Source organism: Ruegeria sp. AM7, from assembly GCF_056535965.1.
In genome coordinates, this window is the sequence record NZ_JBQFJE010000003.1 from 2,716,333 (window position 1) to 2,735,138 (window position 18,806).

Sequence of the window (18,806 nt, forward strand, 5' to 3'; positions counted from 1 at the left end):
TAATGTCCGTTTTCCTTCACCGCAGCTGCGGTGCTGTATTGGCCTATGCCTTAATCTCTCAGGGGGCGCTGGCTGATGTCACCGCACAGGATGTCTGGGACGATTGGAAATCCTACCTGACCCAAATGGGCTATACTGTGCAAGCTCAGGAAACCGCAGACGGCAATGTGCTGACAGTCACCGATATGACCATGACGATGGCTCTGCCAGAAGAAGATGGATCCTTTGACATGGTCGTCCCTCAGATGACCCTGACCGAGAACGGAGACGGAACCGTCAGTGTAGACGTCCCCGAAAGCTTTCCGATGACCGTGAAGGGTGATGGCATTGGCGAGTCATTCTCCACCGAAATCCTATACACCCATACCGGCCTCAAGATGGTTGTCTCGGGCTCGCCCGAGGATATGACATATGACTATTCGGCTGGCTCGATTGGGGCCAAGTTGGATGGGTTTACCGTAAATGGCGAAGAAATGCCCGCGGACGCGCTGGCCGTCAGCATCGCATTGAACGACGTAAGCGGAAGCTCGCGGATGAAAATCGGTGAGAACCGCGATGTTGACCAGACCTTTACAGCCGCCGACCTGACATACGGGCTGGTCTTCAACGATCCCGAAAGCGGCGAGACGGCCAATGTGGACGGTGCGCTGCAACAACTCGCGTTTGAGGGCACCACGGTCATTCCATCAGATTTCGACGTCGCTGATCCGCAGGCTTTCTATGATGCCGGCTTCGCCTTTTCCGGCCGCTTCACCTACGATTCAGGTAAATCCGCTTTGGCGGGAACCAGCGAAGGTCAAGCGTTTTCGCTGGGAAGCGAGTCCCAAGGCGGACGCCTTGCCGCCAGCCTGGACGCGCAGCGTCTCGCATACGACATCGAACAAAACAGCACCAAAGTGGCCGTAACAACTGCAGGTTTGCCGTTCCCGATCGAAGTCGCGATGGAAAATGCGGGTTTGAAGTTCGAGTTCCCGGTCCAGGAATCCGAAGAAATTCAACCGTTTGGTTTCGCAATGAACCTGACGAACTTCACCATGTCGGACGTATTGTGGGGCATCTTTGATCCCGCAGGCGCTCTGCCCCGTGATCCGGCCACGATTGCGCTGGACACAACTGGTACTGCGAAAATCCTGACCAATTTCTTTGACCCCAACGCAGTTGAGGCGCTGGCCCTGTCCGATACCGCACCGGGCGAGCTGCATTCGATGAAGATCAACGAATTACTGATCTCGCTAGTGGGAACCAAGCTGACCGGAGATGCCGATTTCACCTTTGACAACGCAAACACCGAGGCTTTCGACGGCCTGCCCACGCCAAAAGGTACTGCGAATCTGCAGCTTGTCGGCGCGAACGGGTTGATTGACACGCTGATCGGCATGGGCCTGATGTCGGACAGCGACGCATTGGGTGCCCGCATGATGATGGGTCTGATGGCGGTTCCGGGCGAAGAACCTGACACGCTGAACTCCAAGATTGAATTCACCGAAGAGGGCCAGATTCTGGCGAACGGTCAGCGTATCAAATAACCATCGAGGGAAGGCTTCTGTCGGAGCCTTCCCCTTTTACCTGCGGCCGACGCGTCGAAACAGGACCGACCCGCCACTGCTAACGCGCTGATCATAGGCGAACCCAAGGGCGGACAGGTGGTCGAAACACGCTTTGATCCCGCGCAACCCGATCTTGCGGGTGTGCACCTCTAGATAGACCTTGTCCACATTCGCCAGATTGGCTCCGTCGAACAGGTATTTCTCGCCGCCTTCGATATCGACAATCAGAACATTGGCGTCGAAGCCGCCAAGAATTTCTGACAAGTGCCGTTCGGGCACGCTGACCTCTTGCACATAGTCGGGTTTCGGATCCAACGAGGACGACCAGAACGGATCACGAATGTAAAACGTAGACATCCCCAATTCGTGCGAGTCCGCCAGCGCGACCGCATTCAGAACTTCGACCCCTTCAATTCCGTTCGCGGCATGGACGCGGCCGATAAAGTCGCACAGGGTTGGGTTGGCCTCGATGCACATCACGCGACGAACATTCAACTGGGTTGCCAGATAGGACGAGATGAACCCGATTCCGGCCCCAAGTTCTACCACGCGGTCCTCGGGATCAATGAATTTCGGCAGGCCGGTCACTTCGTCCTTTTCGTACCGTTCCGCGCGGATGGATCGTGCAACCTGAGGTGTGATGACATCCGGATCATTCGGTATCCGAACCCCACGCAACGCGAGATGATCTTGCATAAGCTGCCCTGCCCGTTTGCCCTGCGCCAACCCGGGCAGAGCCTTCATTTCGCAATCAGGTTTAGCCCATGCCCCAGTCCTTGGCAGCCGGTTTTTTGCTGAAACCAAAAGTTTTTGCACCCTTCACGCAGCTGCTATGGTCCTGATCCACCCACAGCCCTTGCGGGACAAGCTGTCCAAGGCTAGGTCCAATACAACCAGACCGGAGGTTTCATGACCCGCACGCCCGAAGATATCAGCCATGATCTGCTGGACGCCGCCCGCAAGGCCGGAGCAGACGCTGCAGACACCATCGTACTTGACGGGTCATCCGTTTCGGTCGAAGTCCGCAGCGGAGCGTTGGAACATGCGGAACGCTCGGAAGGGGCTGATCTGGGTTTGCGGGTGTTTCTGGGCAAGCGTCAGGCAATCGTTTCAAGTTCTGACAGCCGCCCCGAGACCCTGACAGCCATGGCCGAACGCGCCGTTGCAATGGCGAAAGAAGCACCCGAGGATCCGTTTACCGGACTGGCACGGACGGATCAGCTGGCAGCTGATTGGGATGTAGAGGCACTTGAATTGTTCGATCCAACGCCTGAGCCGAGTGCCGAAGACTTGCTAAAGGATGCTCTGGCAGCCGAAGCAGCCGCACTGGCTGTGCAAGGCGTGTCACAAGTATCAGACGCGGCGGCGGCCTATGGGGTTCACCGCGTGCATCTGGCAGCGACCAACGGCTTTTCGGGCGGGTATGAACGCAGCAGCCGGTCGACCTCTTGCGTTGCAATCTCGGGCGAGGGAACCGGGATGGAGCGCGACTATGACGGCGACAGCCGTACATTCCAGTCCGATTTGCGCAGCCCCGATGACATCGGTCGCAGCGCGGGTGAACGGGCTGTGCAGCTGGTCGGCGCGCGCCAGCCAGTGACCGGTACGTTCCCGGTCCTGTTTGACGAACGCATATCGTCCTCGTTGATCGGTCATCTGCTGGGTGCAAGCAACGGAGCCGCCATCGCGCGTGGATCTTCGTGGCTGTCCGACTGTCTGGGAGAGCAGGTGCTTCCTGCCCACGTATCCCTGATCGAAGACCCGCATCGTCCGCGCATTGCCGGATCGCGCCCGTTCGACGCCGAAGGACTGCCCACCCAACGCCGGGCGATTGTCGAAAACGGTGTCCTGACTGGCTGGACATTGGATCTGGCCAGTGCGCGCAAACTGGATATGGTCTCGACCGGGAACGCGGTACGCGGCGTGTCCGGTCCACCTTCGCCCAGCAATTGGAATCTGAGCCTGACTCAGGGTACGCAAAGCCGCGAAGACCTGCTGCGTGACATGGGCACCGGGCTGCTGGTCACGTCGATGATCGGGTCCACGATCAACCCAAATACTGGCGATTACTCGCGCGGGGCCTCGGGGTTCTGGATCGAAAATGGGCAGATCGCCTACCCGGTCAACGAATGTACCATTGCGGGCAATCTGCGCGACATGCTCAGGCGGATCATTCCGGCAAACGACGCACGACCTTACCTGTCGCGCGTTGTGCCGTCGGTTCTGATCGAAGGGATGACACTTGCCGGCAACTGACCTGCAACTGCTGATAGACGCTGCGCTTGAAGCCGGAAGGATCGCAACGCGGTACTCTGGCACAACTGCGCAACGCTGGGACAAACCCGACGGAGCCGGCCCAGTGACCGAAGCCGATCTGGCCGTGAACGCGATGCTGGAACAACGCCTTCCCTTTGCCCGGCCCGATTACGGTTGGCTCAGCGAAGAAACCGAAGATTCGCAGGCGCGTCTGTCCAAAGATCGCGTGTTCATCATTGATCCGATCGACGGAACCCGCAGTTTCGCGGAAGGGTCAAAAACCTGGGCGCATTCGCTTGCGGTCGCCCAGCAGGGCGAAGTCACGGCCGCTGTGATCTATTTGCCTTTGCGCGACATGCTTTACGCCGCTGCCAAAGGACAGGGGGCCACGCTTAACGGCGCGCCGATCAGGGTGTCCGGCGCCTTGGACTTGGAAACCTCACAGGTTCTGGCCGCAAAGCCAAATCTGGACGCGCGTCACTGGCGCAACCAAGATGTGCCAGACTTCATCCGGACCTATCGTCCGTCTTTGGCCTATCGACTGGCGCTGGTAGCACAGGGGCGGTTCGACGGTATGCTGACCCTACGCCCGAGCTGGGAATGGGACATCGCCGCCGGAGACCTTATCATTCGCGAGGCCGGAGGAGCCTGCACTGATCGCACTGGAAGCCTATTGCGGTTCAACAACCCGAATCCGCGCCTGAACGGGGTCATTGCTGCGGGGCAGCGGATTCACACCCAATTGTCGGAAAGACTGGCACCGGAAGGACCCGGGATACAGGCATGAGCAAACCGCGCTCTCTTAGCCTTGCGGCCTATCGCGTTCTGTCCTGGGGCGTTCCAAACGGAACGGACAAACCCTACATCCCGCGCCCCGAAGGTGAGCTGATCTGGATACATATCGCCTCTCAGGATCGCCAGCGCGTGGTCGAGGGCTTCTGCCAACGTCTGCGCCAATCCCGTCCCAACCTGTCGGTCTTGCTGACGGCTCCGCCCGGAGTCGATTTGACACGGTGGGACGCAAGCAGCCATCCTTTGGTCAATCTGCCGTCCGAACAGACCGGCGCCGCACGAGAATTTCTGGATCATTGGCGCCCCGACCTTGGTCTATGGGTCGGTGGCGGGTTAATGCCCAACGTGATCACCCGCGCTGAAGAACGTGGGCTACCCCTGATTCTGATCGAAGCCGAGATTGATATCCACGTGGCACGCGGCGCACGATGGTTGCCTGATATCACACGATACACATTTGATTGTTTTCAAACAATTCTTGCCGCTTCACCCGAAACAGCTCGACACATTCGCAGGCTCGGCGTCCCGGCCTCCAAAGTCGACACGGCCCCGCCCTTGCACGTCAGCCCCAATCCAAGTCCCTGGCCCGAAGATGAATTGATCGAAATGACCCACGCGCTGTCCAGCCGGCCAGTGTGGTTGGCAACCTGGGTTCAGGACAAAGAATTCATCTCGGTCCTCAGCGCGCACCGCCAGGCAATGCGGATGCTGCCGCGCTTGGCTCTTATCCTACATGTCGCCGACATGTCCGAGACCGAACCACTGCATCGCAGGCTGCTCTCGATGGACCTTAGATGCGTCAATTGGGATGACGGAGGGACAATCGAAGATACAACACAAGTTATACTGACATCGGATCCTGAAAATCTGGGTCTGTGGTATCGCCTGTCACCCGTAGCATTCATGAGCAGTTCGCTTGAACGGGGTGCAGGGGGGCGCGATCCGCTGACAGCAACTGCTCTGGGATCCGCGGTCATTCACGGACCTTTCGTGCATCGTCATCAGCAGCTATATGATCAGCTAAACAGAGCAGGTGCGGCTAGATTGGTCCGCACCGCGACCGAACTGGGCGATGCAGTGGTAGAACTTCTGGCACCTGACGAGGCCGCGAGAATGGCTCTGGCGGGTTGGGAAATCGTGTCCGAAGGCGCTCCGCAAACGGATCACCTGATCGAAATTGTACAGGACAGTCTGGACCAGCGGGGCCAAGATCATGCGAGCACCTGATTTCTGGAATACTTCGCCGGACAAACCGTCATTGGCGGCCCGGCTTCTGTCGCCGCTTGGGCACCTCTATGCCGCAGCAACCGCTCGCCGCGTTGCAAGCGATCCCGGCTTTACCCCCGGTGTGCCGGTTATATGTGTCGGTAACCTGAACGCAGGCGGCACTGGCAAAACGCCTACGGTCATCTGGATGATCGAACAACTGCGCGACGCCTGGCATCAGACCCATGTGGTCACCCGCGGCCATGGCGGATCGCTGGACGGGCCGGTTCGCGTCGATCCCGGCAAACACACCGCAGCAGATGTTGGCGATGAACCGCTTTTGCTGGCGGCGTTCGCCGATGTTTGGGTCGCCAAAGATCGCGCCGCCGGAGCAAAAGCCGCAGCCCAAGCCGGAGCAACGGTTATTGTGCTGGATGACGGGTTTCAAAATCCCTCGGTCGCAAAGGATTTCTCGGTCATCGTTGTGGATGCGGAACGCGGGTTCGGCAATGGCCTGTGCCTGCCCGCAGGCCCGTTGCGCGAACCGGTCGATGTGGGATTGCAGCGGGCCGATCTGGTTTTGTCGTTGGGTGATACAGATGCACAGGTCCAATTCTCAGACCGTTGGGTAGAGGATTTAACTGTTCCACATGTCACCGGTGCGGTCGAGCCTCTGCAAACGGGTATGGACTGGAGCGACACTTCCGTATTGGCGTTTGCCGGTATCGGCTACCCCGAGAAGTTCTTTGCTACCTTGCGCAATCAAGGCGCGACACTCTTGCGGGCCGAAGCCTTAGACGATCATCAACCGTTGACCTCGGCGTTGATGACCCGCCTGGAAAACGAGGCACGTTTGTTGGGCGCTCAAATGGTCACAACGGAAAAAGATGCTGTTCGTTTGCCCGCCGCCTTTCGCAGCAAAGTAATAACGTTGCCCGTCCGTTTGCGTGTCAATGAGGCCGACAACGTCAGGCAGATGCTACTTAAAATCGCACCGTCGCCGTAGGCAGCGGCCGGTCCTAAGACCGGCCAACCCATATTAACTGCCCAATTCAGCTTCGATCAGCTTCTTGAACTCGTCATAAGACTGGTTGTCGACCTTTTTACCGTTCACGATGAACGAAGGTGTCGACTGGATACCATCCTTTTCGGCATTTTCCTGATACCAAGCGACCAGAGTACGCGCCCGGTCTCCGTCCTGCAGACAGGCCTCAAGCTGATCGTTGTCGATCCCTGCCAGACGCCCGATCTTGCGCAGTTCATCCACGATTTCAGCAGGACCGCCAGCGCGCGTCCATTCGGACTGGCCTTCATAGATCAGGTCCGAGATGCCAAAGAACTTATCGGGTCCAGCACAGCGCGCGACCATCGAGGCCCACAGCCCGTAGCGATCGAAGTAAACCTCGCGGTAGGTGAACTTAACCTTGCCGGTGTCGATGAAATCCTTCTTGAGCTGCTTATACGGCCCTTTGTGGAAATTCGCGCAATGCGGGCAGGTGTAGGATGCGTATTCGATGATCTCGACCGGTGCATCCTCGGCCCCCTGAGTCATTTCGACGATAGTCGAGGTGTCCAGCTCGGCCTCTTGCGCCTCGGCGCTGCCGATCAGCGAAAGTGACGCGTTTGGTGACGACAGCAAAAAGCTGCCTGCGGCAATGGCGACGGCCGCGCAAATTCCGGTTGCAATACGGCTCATGTATCAGCCCTTTCTCAGCGTTTTTGTTTGGATAGAACGTTACGGCCCAGACGTTCAAGGGCTGCACGCAGATCGCCATCATGGACGCCTTGCGCTGCCCGGTCCGCCTCGGCCGCGATTTCCGGTTTCAGTGTGGGTTTCGCCGCCTTCGGTTTGTGATCGAAACTGGCTTGCCCCTCGGCAAATCCTGTCGGAGCGGTCTGGGTGATACGAACCCGGCTGATGGCGTTATAGCCGTAGACCGCGTTCACCTTGCCGCGCAGCTGTTCCTTTTGCATCTCAAGCATCGGTGCCTGCGGGCCGGTGGTCAGCACAGTCAGCGTCGCCCCCATGCCGCCCTTACCATAGCCCACATTCACAGGCCGCGCGATGGCGGCCATATCGTGCCCCACGATCTCGGCCCAGTGAGTCAGGATGCGCGACACGGCAAACCCGCGGCTTTCGCCCGCACGCCTGATCTGCGTATTCAGCAATGTCGCGGTGCGTTTGAACCCGCGGGTCGAAGAACGTCTGCGCTGCATCTGGTTTCCAACTCCTGCACCACTATTGTAGAGGGCAGAACACCGGGCGCCAGCGAAACCCGACGGGGAGATGATTAAAAATTGCGTGACACAGGCGAATTTGACGTCAGCAACGAATTGCTGGACTGGTACGACCGCCACGCCCGCCAGATGCCGTGGCGTGTCAGCCCCACAGATCGAGCCGCCGGGGTGCTGCCCGACCCCTATCGTGTCTGGCTGTCCGAAGTGATGCTGCAACAGACCACCGTGGCCGCCGTGCGCGACTATTTCATGCGGTTCACGACACGTTGGCCCACGGTGCAGGCGCTGGCCGCATCCCCAGATGATCAGGTCATGGGCGAGTGGGCTGGTTTGGGGTACTACGCCCGCGCTCGCAACCTGCTGAAATGCGCCCGCGTGGTGGCGGACGAACATGGCGGTCAGTTCCCCGACACCTACGAAGCATTGCTGACGCTGCCCGGCATCGGCCCTTATACTGCCGCCGCTATCTCGGCCATTGCCTTCGACCGCCCCGAGACGGTGCTGGACGGCAATGTCGAACGTGTCATGGCACGGCTGCACGACATACACGATCCCTTGCCCGGCTCGAAACCGCAGCTGAAAAACAAGGCCGCCGCACACACCCCGCAGGCCCGACCCGGAGATTATGCTCAGGCCGTGATGGATTTAGGAGCAACGATCTGCACGCCAAAATCTCCGGCCTGTGGAATTTGCCCTTTGCGCGAACCCTGTCAGTCCCGCAAGGCCGGAACACAGGTGGACCTGCCCCGCAAAACGCCAAAGAAGCCAAAACCTACGCGATACGGCCATGTCTACATCGCCCAGCGACGAGACGGGGCAGTTTTGCTGGAACGCCGCCCCGACAAAGGACTGTTGGGCGGAATGCTGGGCTGGCCTGGCTCTGATTGGTCCGACGCGCCGGTCGATATACCCCCTTTTGCTGCCGATTGGCACGTTCTGCCGGCAGAGGTGCGCCACACCTTCACTCATTTTCATCTGATCTTGCGCGTCTGGACGACCGACCTGCCAGACGACACTTCGCCCGACGGTTTGATAATCTTGGACAAACACCAGTTTCGCCCAGGTGATCTGCCAACGGTGATGCGCAAGGCGCACGACCTGTGGCGCGGTCGATAACGCGTTGTACAGCAATTCGAACTGTGGCTAGACTCGCCTCAATCTCTGCGGAGCCTGACACATGATCGCACCAGACATCCTGTCCCGATGGCAATCAGCCCTGCCGTTCTGGGTTTCATTCCTGCTGATCCCATTGATCTGGGTCACTGCTGTTCAAGGCGGCTGGTGGGTTGTTTTGGTGCCACTTTCAACATGGTGGGCATTTGCCGCACTGGATAAGCTGACCGGGCTGGAACTCAGCAACGCCGACCCCGACACTCCCGACACTGCGCTGCACTGGTATGTCCTGTTGACCAAAGCGTGGGTGCCGGTTCAGTTCCTGACCCTGTTCGGGTTGATCTGGTTCGCGACACATACAGACCACCTGTCCACGGCGTCCAAGATCGGGCTGTTCTTTGGCATGGGCGTGATCTCGGGCACGATCGGGATCAATTACAGCCACGAGCTTATGCACCAGAAAGGTCGGGCCGAGCGCTGGCTGGGTGATATCTTGCTGGCGATGGTGCTGTATTCACATTTCCGGTCGGAACACCTGCTGGTCCATCACCGCTTTGTCGGCACCCCCCGAGATCCTGTTACCGCCCGATACAACGAAGGCTTCCACCGCTTTTACCCTCGTGTCCTGTGGCAATGCCTGACCTCGGCCTTCCGCGCCGAGCGCGACAAGCTGACCCGCAAAGATCGCCCTTGGACAGACCCCGCAAACCCGTTCTGGCGCTATTGGGCGTTGCAGGCAGGAATGCTGCTGCTGGCCCTACTGATCGGAGGTCTTTCGGGCCTTGCCCTGTTCCTGATTCAGGCGGGCGTTGCGATCTGGCAACTGGAGCTGGTGAATTATGTCGAACACTACGGCCTGACCCGGAAACACCTGGGCGAGGGCAAATACGAGCATGTCCAACCGCGCCACTCGTGGAATGCCTCGCAAAAGGCGTCGAACTGGCTGCTGATCAATCTACAGCGCCACTCGGACCACCACTACAAACCCAACCGCCGCTTTCCCCTGCTGCAACACCATTCACAGGACGCGGCCCCGCAACTGCCCTACGGCTATCCCGTTATGACGGTTGCCGCCATGATACCGCCCCTGTGGAGGCGCGTGATGAATCCCCGTGTCAAGGCCTGGAGGCGGCAATACTACCCCGAGATAACCGACTGGTCGCCCTACAATAAGTCGCAAAACCCGTTGCCCCCCGCATGACCGCAGCGCGCTCCAGCGCGCTGCCCGGCCCAACAGTCTTTAGGGCATCTTTGATGCTGTATAGACTGGCGGGAGCACCTACATCACCCAGATATCCATCGGATGCTCTACACCCCGCACGCTCTGGCCTGTATGTCGCACAAATCCTTCGGTCAAAGTCTCAGCGCTTGAACCTTCCTCGGAAAGCTGGGTACAAACCTCGTCACTCAGCACCACTTTGACGTCAAAATCGCGGGTCAGCGCCTCTAGTTTTGCGGCCACGTTCACCGCATCGCCTATGACGGCAAATTCCAACCGGTTCGCCCCAATATCCCCCAATACGACCGAGCCGTAGTGAACACCGATCCCAACCCGTATTTCCGGCTCGCCCAGCCGCCGTCTTTCAACATTCCAACGGTTGATGACCCCCACCATATCCCGCGCGCAAGCCACAGCATTACTGGCGTCCAGCGGCGTGGGCACCGGGGTTCCGAACGTGGCCATCAACCCGTCCCCCAGATATTTGTCCAACGTGCCGTGATGGCGAAACACCTCGGTCTCCATCCGGGCATGAAACCCGCGTAGGACTTCGATCACTTCATATGGATCACGCCCCGCCGCATATTTGGTAAACCCCACGATATCTATGAACAAAACTGCGACATTTTCCTTGCGCACCTGTTTGAGCGGCTCATCATTTTGGCTCAGCTCTTCCACCACATTGGGCGAAAAATAGCGCGACAGGTTGGCGCGCTCCCGCTCCAACCCGGCATTTGTCATCAACAACCGGTTCAGCCGCCGCATCGAGATACCCAACGTCACGGCAACCATCACGAACACAATGACCTGCTGAATGCGCAGCGACGGCATAAAGCTGTTTGGGTCCATGAACTCGGCCACGTCAGGATAGCCAGCCAACGCCTGAGCAACCCGCTCGCTGAGACCGGGTATCGGAGTCGCAACCCACCATGCAACGATCCAGCCAATAGTCCACATCATCGCAGTCCACGACCCTATTGCCACAACTGTCCGCCAAGAATAAGCAAGTGTTCCCGCTGCGAGAATAATGAAGAAATACTGAAAGTTATCGAACCTATACTGCATGGCCAGTGGCCGGACGTCGTCGCTGAACGGGTTCGGTATGATCATGCCCAGCGTCATGATCAGAAGGTCCACAAAAATCAAAAGCAGTTCGACCCGCGATTGCCCGACACGGCCCGCACGTCGGATGAACCAACCATTTGCGCAGATCAGCAGTAGAATGAAATGATACCACATCACCTCCCACTGGGGGTTCAGAAAGACCAAAAGCACACCCGTTAGTCCCATCGCGACCCAACGTGCGCGTACGGCCAGTTCCAACCCTTCGCGCTTGTGCTTTTCCAGCGCGGCCTCGGTGTATTTGTTGTCCAGATCGTAGCTGTCTGGTTGCGTCACAAAAAACCGGCCAAACCGGGATTCGCTGGCTGTAGTATCCGACATGGCTGAGGCTCCCTCGGTGCGCGGCGGGCTATATCGAATTCATACCGAAATGGGAATGTGATGAAAACAAAAGACCCCGCCGAGAACGGCGGGGCAAGGCTTAGTGCCTTGTGTCAGGCCACAGGCACCGGCGGTATTCAGTTGTGCATTTCAGCCCGGATCTGCTGGCGCAGCACGTCGATCGGCACGGTCTTGCCGTCGCGTTTGAAGCACCAATAGGTCCAGCCATTGCAGGACGGCGCGTTCTCCAGATGCGCCCCCACCTGATGGATCGAGCCTTTGACATTGTCGCCCACCAGCGTGCCATCAGCGCGGACCTTGGCTTTGTGGCGCTGGTTCATGGAATACAGCTCTTCCCCCGGACGCAGCATCCCGCGCTCGACCAGCTGACCGAAGGGCACGCGCGGCTCGGCACGTTTGCTGGCACTGACCTCCAGCGCCTCGCGGTCGAATTTACGGACCTTGGCGATGCGTTTTTCGGCCACCTTGCGATAGCTTTCCTCGCGTTCGATGCCGATGAACTCACGGCCTAGCATCTTGGCAACCGCGCCGGTCGTGCCGGTGCCAAAGAACGGATCCAGCACCACATCGCCCGGATTGGTCGAACCGACCAGCACGCGGTGCAGCAGCGATTCCGGCTTTTGCGTCGGATGCGCTTTGTCGCCGTTTTCATCTTTCAGACGTTCATGACCGGTGCAGATCGGCAGCACCCAGTCGCTGCGCATCTGTACGCCCTCGTTCAACGCCTTCAGGGCCTCGTAATTGAACGTGTATTTCGCACCTTCACGCTTTGACGCCCAGATCATCGTCTCATGCGCGTTGGTAAAGCGTTTGCCGCGGAAGTTCGGCATCGGGTTCGATTTGCGCCACACCACGTCGTTCAGAATCCAGTATCCCGCATCCTGAAGGGCCGAGCCAACGCGGAAGATGTTGTGATAAGAGCCGATCACCCAAATCGCACCATTGGGCTTCAACAGTCGATGCGCTGCTTTCAGCCATTCGCGCGTGAACTGGTCATAGGCCCCAAAGCTGGAAAACTGATCCCAGTGATCATCAACCGCATCCACCTGAGAGTTATCCGGGCGGTGCAACTGACCTTTCAGCTGCAAGTTATACGGCGGGTCTGCAAAGATCAGGTCAACCGACGCCTCGGGCAGACTGTTCATCACGTCGATGCAGTCCCCGGATAGAATCGTGTTTAAAGGGAGCGCTTTTGCGCCCTTTTTGGTGGTTATGGTCATTATACTGCCTCAAGTATCCACGGCGCTTTTGCGCTCATTTGGTTGAGACAAGGATGAGTCAAAGACGAATCGCCGTCAATTTCTTTTTTGAATCAGCGACTTACGATTTACTCTTGATACAAGATATTGTGGACCGGTTTGAACGAACGTCTATGGTGTGGGGTCACACCAAGATTTCGCAACGCTTCGCGATGCATTTTTGTCGGATAGCCTGCATTCGACTCCCACCCGTAGCCGGGATGCTGTTGCGCCAAATCCACCATCACCTGATCGCGCCAGTTTTTCGCAAGGATCGATGCCGCTGCAATTGAGACCGACCGCCCATCCCCCTTGACCACCGCCTGCGCCGGGATCGTCAAACCGCGCGGAATCATGTTGCCGTCGATCAGCACATAATCTGGGGGCGGGTCCAAGGCGGCCACTGCGCGCTCCATCGCGATATGCGAGGCGCGCAAGATGTTGTGTGTATCAATCTCGGCAACTGTGGCCTGGGCCACCGCAAACTCGGCCCGTTCACGAATTGAAGTGTCCAACGCAGCGCGGCGCTTGTCGGTCAGCTTCTTGGAATCGTTCAGCCCCTGCGGAATGTCCCCGGGGTTCAGAATCACTGCGGCAGCAACCACGGGCCCTGCCAAGGGGCCCCTACCCACCTCATCCACGCCCGCGATCCGCAAATACCCAAGGGCTTTGGCTGATTGTTCGATGTCATAATTCGGAATCGTCATCCTTTCTGGCAAACCGTGTTTCGCCACCGTCCGCAACAAAAAAGAGAGGGAAGCTTACGCCACCCTCTCCTGCACGGCGCTTCTGTGGCGCCGCTCCTGCTCGAAAACGGTTACTGGTAAACCACGCGGTATCCGTGATGGCGCAGGCAGGCGGGCTCGTAGGCGCGCTTGACCTTTTTGCCATTCCAGAAACCGACTTTGCACTCTTGCGGCAGGCTATTGGTGTATTTGTAATGCTTTTTCAGACAACGCGGCCCCAAAAGCGCATGGTGGGGCGAGTAACGCTCGTACGTCCGCAGGCAGTGTTTCGGCAGATCATACTTGGCCACGTGGTGGGGCAGCGGGCGAACCGGGTGATGGGGGTGAACCGGCTTCGGTGTCTGAACGTGCGAACGGTGACGACGGTCACGGTCTTTGTCTTTTTCTTTGTTGTAGTAGTGCACGCCGGCGCCAATGATCGCGATGGCGGCCAGGCCACCCAGAATGTCTTTGGCATCTGCAGCCCGTGCCTGCGACACTGAAACCCCTGTTATGGTAATGGCAGTTGCTACGATCAGGGCGATGAATTTCCGATGCATGGTGCTTGTCCTTTTAGTGCTGGGGCGATCCGTGAACGATCGCGAATTCCTTGCACCGACAATGAGGACGCCCCCCTCAGACAAGCAATAACGGGCAAATGTTATCGAATATCAGGACACCAAAACCCCTTGGGTTATTGAATATCAGGCCAAGCCATGCGCAGGATGCGGCCTATGAAACAGATCCTATCTTTCTTGGCTGTTCTGGCCCTGATGTCAGTCGCAAGCTCTGTGGCAGCGGCGGATTGTTATGCCGATTACAAGGCAAAACAGGACAACCCCCTGCGCCTGCACTATGGGGTGATGCAAGTGTCGGCCTGCGACAAGGGCAAGGCGACTCAAGAAGTGTCGCAACGGCTGCGCGGGTCGGGCTGGACCTTGCTTAACGTGATGTCGGTGTTTGGGCCGGAAGGGCTGGGTAAAAGGAAGGCAAATGCCGGACAATTCTATCTCCGTTACTGAGGCCCGACGATCCGGAGTACGTCTGGTCGGCGCAGGAATCGCGGCAATCGTTTTGATTCTGGTGACGGCCGCCATCTTCCTGTTCTGGACTCTGCCCGACGCAAACGCCTTTAACGCCCGCGTCGAACGATTGTTTGTCGAAAGCGACCTGACCGCGCAGACCGAAATCCGGCTGCTCGAGATTCTGGCCCAATCGGGCACGGCGTTTGCGGATACGCTCTCAAGCTATCGGATGGTGATTTTCGTGTTGTTGGTGTTCGCCAGCGCGATGCTGGTCACCGCGCTTGTGTTTCTGGTCATGTTGGTTTTGCTAAACCGGCGCATGGCCCAGATCGAACGTACGGGTATACAAGTTACATCCCTGTTGATCAGCCGCGAAGAAAACACTGTTTACCTCAACAACATGGATTTCAAACTGACCCCTGCCGCGATGGAGACTTTGTCTGTTCTGGCTGAATCCCGGCTGGATGACGAGATGCTGTCAGGCGCTCAGATTGAGGCTGTGATTTCAGGCAAGGATGCTGCCGATTGCGACGAGGCCGCGGGCGCGACACGGATCAAACGGTTGCGGGATGCGTTGGGAAATCAGATGGTCAGCGAGTTGCTGGTCAAGAACATCGCCAAAAAAGGGTACATGCTGTCCATCGAGAAAGACGTCATTCAGATGGTTTGATTGCGCGGTTTACGCTCTCGAAAAATGCGCCGCGCCCCTTGGAATAACTGCGCAAAAGCCCCATCCTTTAGAAACCTGTGCCAAGGAGGTTACCTATGAACGTCCACGCAGCACCACAGTCCAGTGGCTATGGAATCATTGTCGAACGATTGAATGGCTTGGTCTCGGTATACCGGGGTGACATCCTGCTGGCGCAAAGCGCAGACGCTAAGGTGATGTACGAAACACGGTTGCCGCCGATGATCTACATCCCGCGCCAGGATGTTCTAATCGACCTGAGCGCTGAAACTGATCTGCAAACCTTCTGCCCGTTCAAAGGCACCGCCACCTATCAGGACGTGTTGCTGCCGGGCGAAACCTTGGCAAACTCAGTCTGGGCTTACGAAGATGCCCTGCCTGAAAGCAAGATCATTCAGGGCCATATAGGGTTTGCATCAACCGCCTATGATCGGATGGATTTGGGCGATAACCGGCTTAAGATGCCGGATGACGGCAATATCAGCGGCCCGTTGATCGACTGGTTGATGCGGGGGGCCTCGGACATCAAGACGTCCGAGGAGTTTACCAAGGCGCTGGCAGAAAAGATGCTGGAACACGGGATCGCAATTCAGCGGCTGAGTATTCTTGTCTGGTCGCTACACCCTTTGATCGCAGGCAAACACTACATCTGGGAGAAGGACAAAGACGAGATTTCGACCAATGTGCCGACCTACGAAATCCATGATCATCCCGCTTACATCAACAGTCCCCTGCGCCATGTTTCCAACGGGTTGGGCGGTGTACGACAACGCTTGAATGATGAGAACCCGCACAATAGCTTTCCCATTATTGAGGATCTGCGCGCCAAAGGTGCAACCGATTACGTGGCCATGCCGTTGCCGTTTTCTGACGGGCGCACCAATGTCATAACGCTGACCTGCGATCATCCGGATGGCTTCACCACCGAGAATCTGGGGCTGGTTTTCGAATGCTCCTCGGTCATCGCGCGGTTCTACGAGGTGTTCATGCAGCGGGAAAACGCGCAGGTCCTTCTGGAAACCTATGTGGGCAAACGCTCGGGCGCGCGAGTGCTGGGCGGTGAAATCCGGCGGGGTGACGGGGACGAGATTGATGCGGCGATCATGTTCTGTGATCTACGCAACTCGACCAGCCTTGAAGAACGGTTAGGGCGGGAAACCTACATCAGTCTTCTGAATGATTTCTTCGAAACCGTCTCAAACATCGTCCATGAGAACGCAGGTGAAGTCCTGAAATTCATCGGAGACGCGGTTCTGGCTGTCTTCCCCGCCGGGGAAGATGCCCAGTCGGCACGTGACAATGCGCAGAAAACGGCTGTGCAAATAGTCGAAAAGCTGGGCGAGTTGCGTCAATCGGGATCAGACATTCATTGTGATTGTTCGATCGGCGTGGCCTTTGGGCGCGTGACTTACGGCAATGTCGGGTCGCGTGAACGGCTGGATTTTACAGTGGTCGGCCAAGCCGCCAATATTGCTGCACGCCTTGGGGAGTATGGCAAAACAGTCAATCACCGGATCGTGGTTTCGGCCGATATTGTTCCCGCATGTGCCGACGCTATCCCACTGGGTGATGTTAAGCTTCACAATGTGTCGAAACCGGTCGAGTCCTATGCGCTGCGAACGGCTGCTGACGCCGTCCTGAACGGCTGAAACCACAGTTCCTGTTTGAACGGGTTTCGATTAATCCTGCTCGCGTAACGCCAACGGCTAACCACCCAGCAGGATCAGGGCTGTTTGCGCCGGCGAGATCGTGCTTTGCAGCTGGGAAATCTGACTTCGTGCCAAGTACCTGTCCGTCAATTGGTCGATTGCAGATTCGTCAGTGAACTGGCTCAGATCTTCTGATCCTGTTGCACGAGACAGCCGGTCTTTGAACACCTCTAACTGCCGGTCCAGGTCGAGTTGCGCAAAACTGGACGGCAAACCAAGCGCTGTTTCCATCATGCTGCGCAACGGAGGCAAACCCATCAGATCAAACCATTTCGTATCCGCGCTTGTGTCTTCCGCCGCGATATCAGCCAAAGCATGGCGCGCATAGAGCGAAATACGCATCGTATCGTCGCGTTCTCCAACGGCAACTTCGAACCGCGAGACAACACTGTCGCGCGCGATGTCTTCCATGAACGTGACTAGGCCAGTGCGTCGAATTTCACCTGGGCCCAAACCAAAAGCTTCGGAAAACTCTCGGTACCGGCCATCTGCCAGCCGATTGGACAAGGCGTCATCCGCGCTGGTGCCGTCCGACAATATCTTCTGGATGAAGTAGCGATTGTTGATATCACCCTCCAGCCCAAACGCACCCAATGCCACCTGAAGCAACCGTCGGTCTGAAACCAGATCCTCGGCGGTTTGCACTTTGCCAATGTTGTCCAAGAAGTATTGCGACTCACGCTCATTGACGGCAGACGATGCAAAGCTGTCGATCTGCGCGTCATAAGTGCGCTGCAGAAAACGCCAGCCAACAATGCCGCCAGTGGGAATGACCGGCTGGAATGTCATTGCTGATAGGCCATCAACCGTTCCTCACGCGGCAACAGCGCACGCAGGGATTTGAGACATTTGTAATACTGCTCGGTCAGTAGCGCTTCGGTCGCTTCAGCCAGAACCTTGCGACTATCTGCGTCGGTAAACACCTGGCTCAGTTCCTCGACCCGGCGCAACAGCTGTTGGCGGGCGTCTCCCGGCTCCATATCGCCAGACAGAACAAGCTGGGCGGCATAGCAAACACGGCGGACAGGTGTATTGACCTCATCCGGGTGAATTGCATCGCGCAGACGCAACACATTTGCCTGTGGAGTCATGATCGAAAATCGGCTTCGACGATCACCATTTTCAACGACAACCCCATTGATTAACACTCTCTCTTTCGGGGCGAGTTTTAGAACAAGTCCTCCCATCAGGCAGTCCCCCTCTGACGGAGACCACGCAGTACGGCCATATTTATCTCGAGCAACGGCTCAACACTTGCCTTGTTTCCAAGCACCTGACTGCTGTGTTGTTCGGTAAATTCGGCCAGATAGAAAATCCGGGCGCGCAGCTCATTTGGTAGTGCGTTGTCGGAATCTGTGACGCCACTGGCCAGTACCGTCCACAGGCGGCGGTTTTCGTGCAACGCGTGAACGAATGCCCCAAAATCTGATTTCTGGCGCGCAGCCGCTGCCTTAAGGCGATGTGTGATCTTTGAAATCGCCTCATACTCGGTGTCTCGTGGTGTGCGGGTCGGGGCGGCGGTTTGTGCATACGCACGCTGTGCAAGAGTTTGCGGAGTCACTTGAAATCCTTCCAATAGGCCGTCT

Annotated in this window: 20 protein-coding genes; 10 read left to right on the forward strand and 10 right to left on the reverse strand. The window is 57.6% G+C overall.

The window, feature by feature from the left end; all coding sequences use genetic code 11:
* Positions 1-2: 2 nt before the first annotated feature.
* The gene (locus tag ACR3EG_RS17560) at positions 3-1,526 is read left to right on the forward strand and encodes a DUF2125 domain-containing protein (RefSeq protein WP_480497671.1); all 1,524 of its coding nucleotides are present in this window, start codon (positions 3-5) and stop codon (positions 1,524-1,526) included.
* A 36-nt stretch (positions 1,527-1,562) separates the two neighbouring features.
* Here ACR3EG_RS17560 and ACR3EG_RS17565 read toward each other — a convergent pair whose 3' ends face one another.
* Positions 1,563-2,291: an FkbM family methyltransferase gene (locus tag ACR3EG_RS17565; protein WP_480497669.1), complete on the reverse strand. Its 729-nt coding sequence runs from the start codon at positions 2,289-2,291 to the stop codon at positions 1,563-1,565.
* 165 nt (positions 2,292-2,456) lie between these two features.
* On the opposite strand from ACR3EG_RS17565, the gene ACR3EG_RS17570 reads away from it, so the two are divergent.
* The 4 genes from ACR3EG_RS17570 to lpxK are packed head-to-tail and all read left to right on the forward strand — an operon-like array spanning position 2,457 to position 6,807.
* Positions 2,457-3,803 (forward strand): TldD/PmbA family protein, encoded by a 1,347-nt coding sequence (locus tag ACR3EG_RS17570; RefSeq protein ID WP_480497667.1) that lies wholly within the window; start codon positions 2,457-2,459, stop codon positions 3,801-3,803.
* On the forward strand, positions 3,790-4,590 hold the full coding sequence (locus tag ACR3EG_RS17575) for an inositol monophosphatase family protein (RefSeq protein ID WP_480497665.1): 801 nt from the start codon (positions 3,790-3,792) through the stop codon (positions 4,588-4,590). The genes ACR3EG_RS17570 and ACR3EG_RS17575 overlap by 14 nt, the downstream gene beginning before the upstream one ends.
* Positions 4,587-5,822, forward strand: coding sequence for a 3-deoxy-D-manno-octulosonic acid transferase (locus tag ACR3EG_RS17580; RefSeq protein ID WP_480497663.1), 1,236 nt, complete (start codon positions 4,587-4,589; stop codon positions 5,820-5,822). The genes ACR3EG_RS17575 and ACR3EG_RS17580 overlap by 4 nt, the downstream gene beginning before the upstream one ends.
* The gene (lpxK, locus tag ACR3EG_RS17585; RefSeq protein ID WP_480497661.1) at positions 5,809-6,807 is read left to right on the forward strand and encodes a tetraacyldisaccharide 4'-kinase; all 999 of its coding nucleotides are present in this window, start codon (positions 5,809-5,811) and stop codon (positions 6,805-6,807) included. Before ACR3EG_RS17580 ends, lpxK begins: the two co-directional genes overlap by 14 nt.
* 33 nt (positions 6,808-6,840) lie before the next feature.
* Here the strand turns inward: lpxK and ACR3EG_RS17590 are convergent, their stop codons facing one another.
* Together ACR3EG_RS17590 and ACR3EG_RS17595 are read right to left on the reverse strand one after the other, a co-directional pair.
* Positions 6,841-7,497, reverse strand: coding sequence for a DsbA family protein (locus tag ACR3EG_RS17590; protein WP_480497659.1), 657 nt, complete (start codon positions 7,495-7,497; stop codon positions 6,841-6,843).
* Between the two features lie 14 nt (positions 7,498-7,511).
* A complete protein-coding gene (locus ACR3EG_RS17595; protein WP_480497657.1) occupies positions 7,512-8,018 on the reverse strand; it encodes a DUF721 domain-containing protein in 507 nt (168 codons plus the stop codon).
* Positions 8,019-8,099: 81 nt separating this feature from the next.
* Here ACR3EG_RS17595 and mutY point away from each other — a divergent pair, with 81 nt between their 5' ends.
* On the forward strand, positions 8,100-9,155 hold the full coding sequence (gene mutY / locus ACR3EG_RS17600) for an A/G-specific adenine glycosylase (RefSeq protein ID WP_480497656.1): 1,056 nt from the start codon (positions 8,100-8,102) through the stop codon (positions 9,153-9,155).
* Between the two features lie 61 nt (positions 9,156-9,216).
* Positions 9,217-10,353 (forward strand): alkane 1-monooxygenase, encoded by a 1,137-nt coding sequence (locus ACR3EG_RS17605; RefSeq protein ID WP_480497654.1) that lies wholly within the window; start codon positions 9,217-9,219, stop codon positions 10,351-10,353.
* Positions 10,354-10,431: 78 nt separating this feature from the next.
* Here ACR3EG_RS17605 and ACR3EG_RS17610 read toward each other — a convergent pair whose 3' ends face one another.
* The 4 genes from ACR3EG_RS17610 to ACR3EG_RS17625 form a co-directional block, all read right to left on the reverse strand.
* Positions 10,432-11,814 (reverse strand): adenylate/guanylate cyclase domain-containing protein, encoded by a 1,383-nt coding sequence (locus ACR3EG_RS17610; RefSeq protein WP_480497652.1) that lies wholly within the window; start codon positions 11,812-11,814, stop codon positions 10,432-10,434.
* Between the two features lie 137 nt (positions 11,815-11,951).
* A complete protein-coding gene (locus ACR3EG_RS17615) occupies positions 11,952-13,055 on the reverse strand; it encodes a DNA methyltransferase (protein ID WP_480497650.1) in 1,104 nt (367 codons plus the stop codon).
* 107 nt (positions 13,056-13,162) lie between these two features.
* Positions 13,163-13,780 (reverse strand): ribonuclease HII, encoded by a 618-nt coding sequence (locus ACR3EG_RS17620; protein ID WP_480497648.1) that lies wholly within the window; start codon positions 13,778-13,780, stop codon positions 13,163-13,165.
* A 110-nt stretch (positions 13,781-13,890) separates the two neighbouring features.
* Positions 13,891-14,358 carry a hypothetical protein gene (locus ACR3EG_RS17625; RefSeq protein WP_170754612.1) on the reverse strand — a complete coding sequence of 156 codons (468 nt, stop codon included), beginning with the start codon at positions 14,356-14,358 and terminating at the stop codon, positions 13,891-13,893.
* 174 nt (positions 14,359-14,532) lie between these two features.
* Between ACR3EG_RS17625 and ACR3EG_RS17630 the strand changes: the two genes are divergently transcribed.
* The 3 genes from ACR3EG_RS17630 (at position 14,533) to ACR3EG_RS17640 (ending at position 17,160) form a co-directional block, all read left to right on the forward strand.
* Positions 14,533-14,820 carry a hypothetical protein gene (locus ACR3EG_RS17630; protein ID WP_480497646.1) on the forward strand — a complete coding sequence of 96 codons (288 nt, stop codon included), beginning with the start codon at positions 14,533-14,535 and terminating at the stop codon, positions 14,818-14,820.
* Positions 14,792-15,493: a winged helix-turn-helix domain-containing protein gene (locus ACR3EG_RS17635; RefSeq protein WP_170355415.1), complete on the forward strand. Its 702-nt coding sequence runs from the start codon at positions 14,792-14,794 to the stop codon at positions 15,491-15,493. The genes ACR3EG_RS17630 and ACR3EG_RS17635 overlap by 29 nt, the downstream gene beginning before the upstream one ends.
* 95 nt (positions 15,494-15,588) lie before the next feature.
* Positions 15,589-17,160: a DUF427 domain-containing protein gene (locus tag ACR3EG_RS17640; protein WP_480497643.1), complete on the forward strand. Its 1,572-nt coding sequence runs from the start codon at positions 15,589-15,591 to the stop codon at positions 17,158-17,160.
* Between the two features lie 57 nt (positions 17,161-17,217).
* Here the strand turns inward: ACR3EG_RS17640 and ACR3EG_RS17645 are convergent, their stop codons facing one another.
* From ACR3EG_RS17645 to flaF, 3 genes are read right to left on the reverse strand one after another with little or no spacing between them, the layout of a single operon-like run.
* Complete coding sequence (locus ACR3EG_RS17645; RefSeq protein WP_480497642.1) at positions 17,218-18,009, reverse strand: DUF1217 domain-containing protein; 792 nt, start codon at positions 18,007-18,009, stop codon at positions 17,218-17,220.
* Positions 18,006-18,407, reverse strand: a complete 402-nt coding sequence (gene flbT, locus ACR3EG_RS17650; protein ID WP_170355418.1) for a flagellar biosynthesis repressor FlbT — start codon at positions 18,405-18,407, stop codon at positions 18,006-18,008. The genes ACR3EG_RS17645 and flbT overlap by 4 nt, the downstream gene beginning before the upstream one ends.
* The gene (flaF, locus tag ACR3EG_RS17655) at positions 18,407-18,781 is read right to left on the reverse strand and encodes a flagellar biosynthesis regulator FlaF (RefSeq protein ID WP_170754618.1); all 375 of its coding nucleotides are present in this window, start codon (positions 18,779-18,781) and stop codon (positions 18,407-18,409) included. The genes flbT and flaF overlap by 1 nt, the downstream gene beginning before the upstream one ends.
* Positions 18,782-18,806 lie beyond the last annotated feature (25 nt).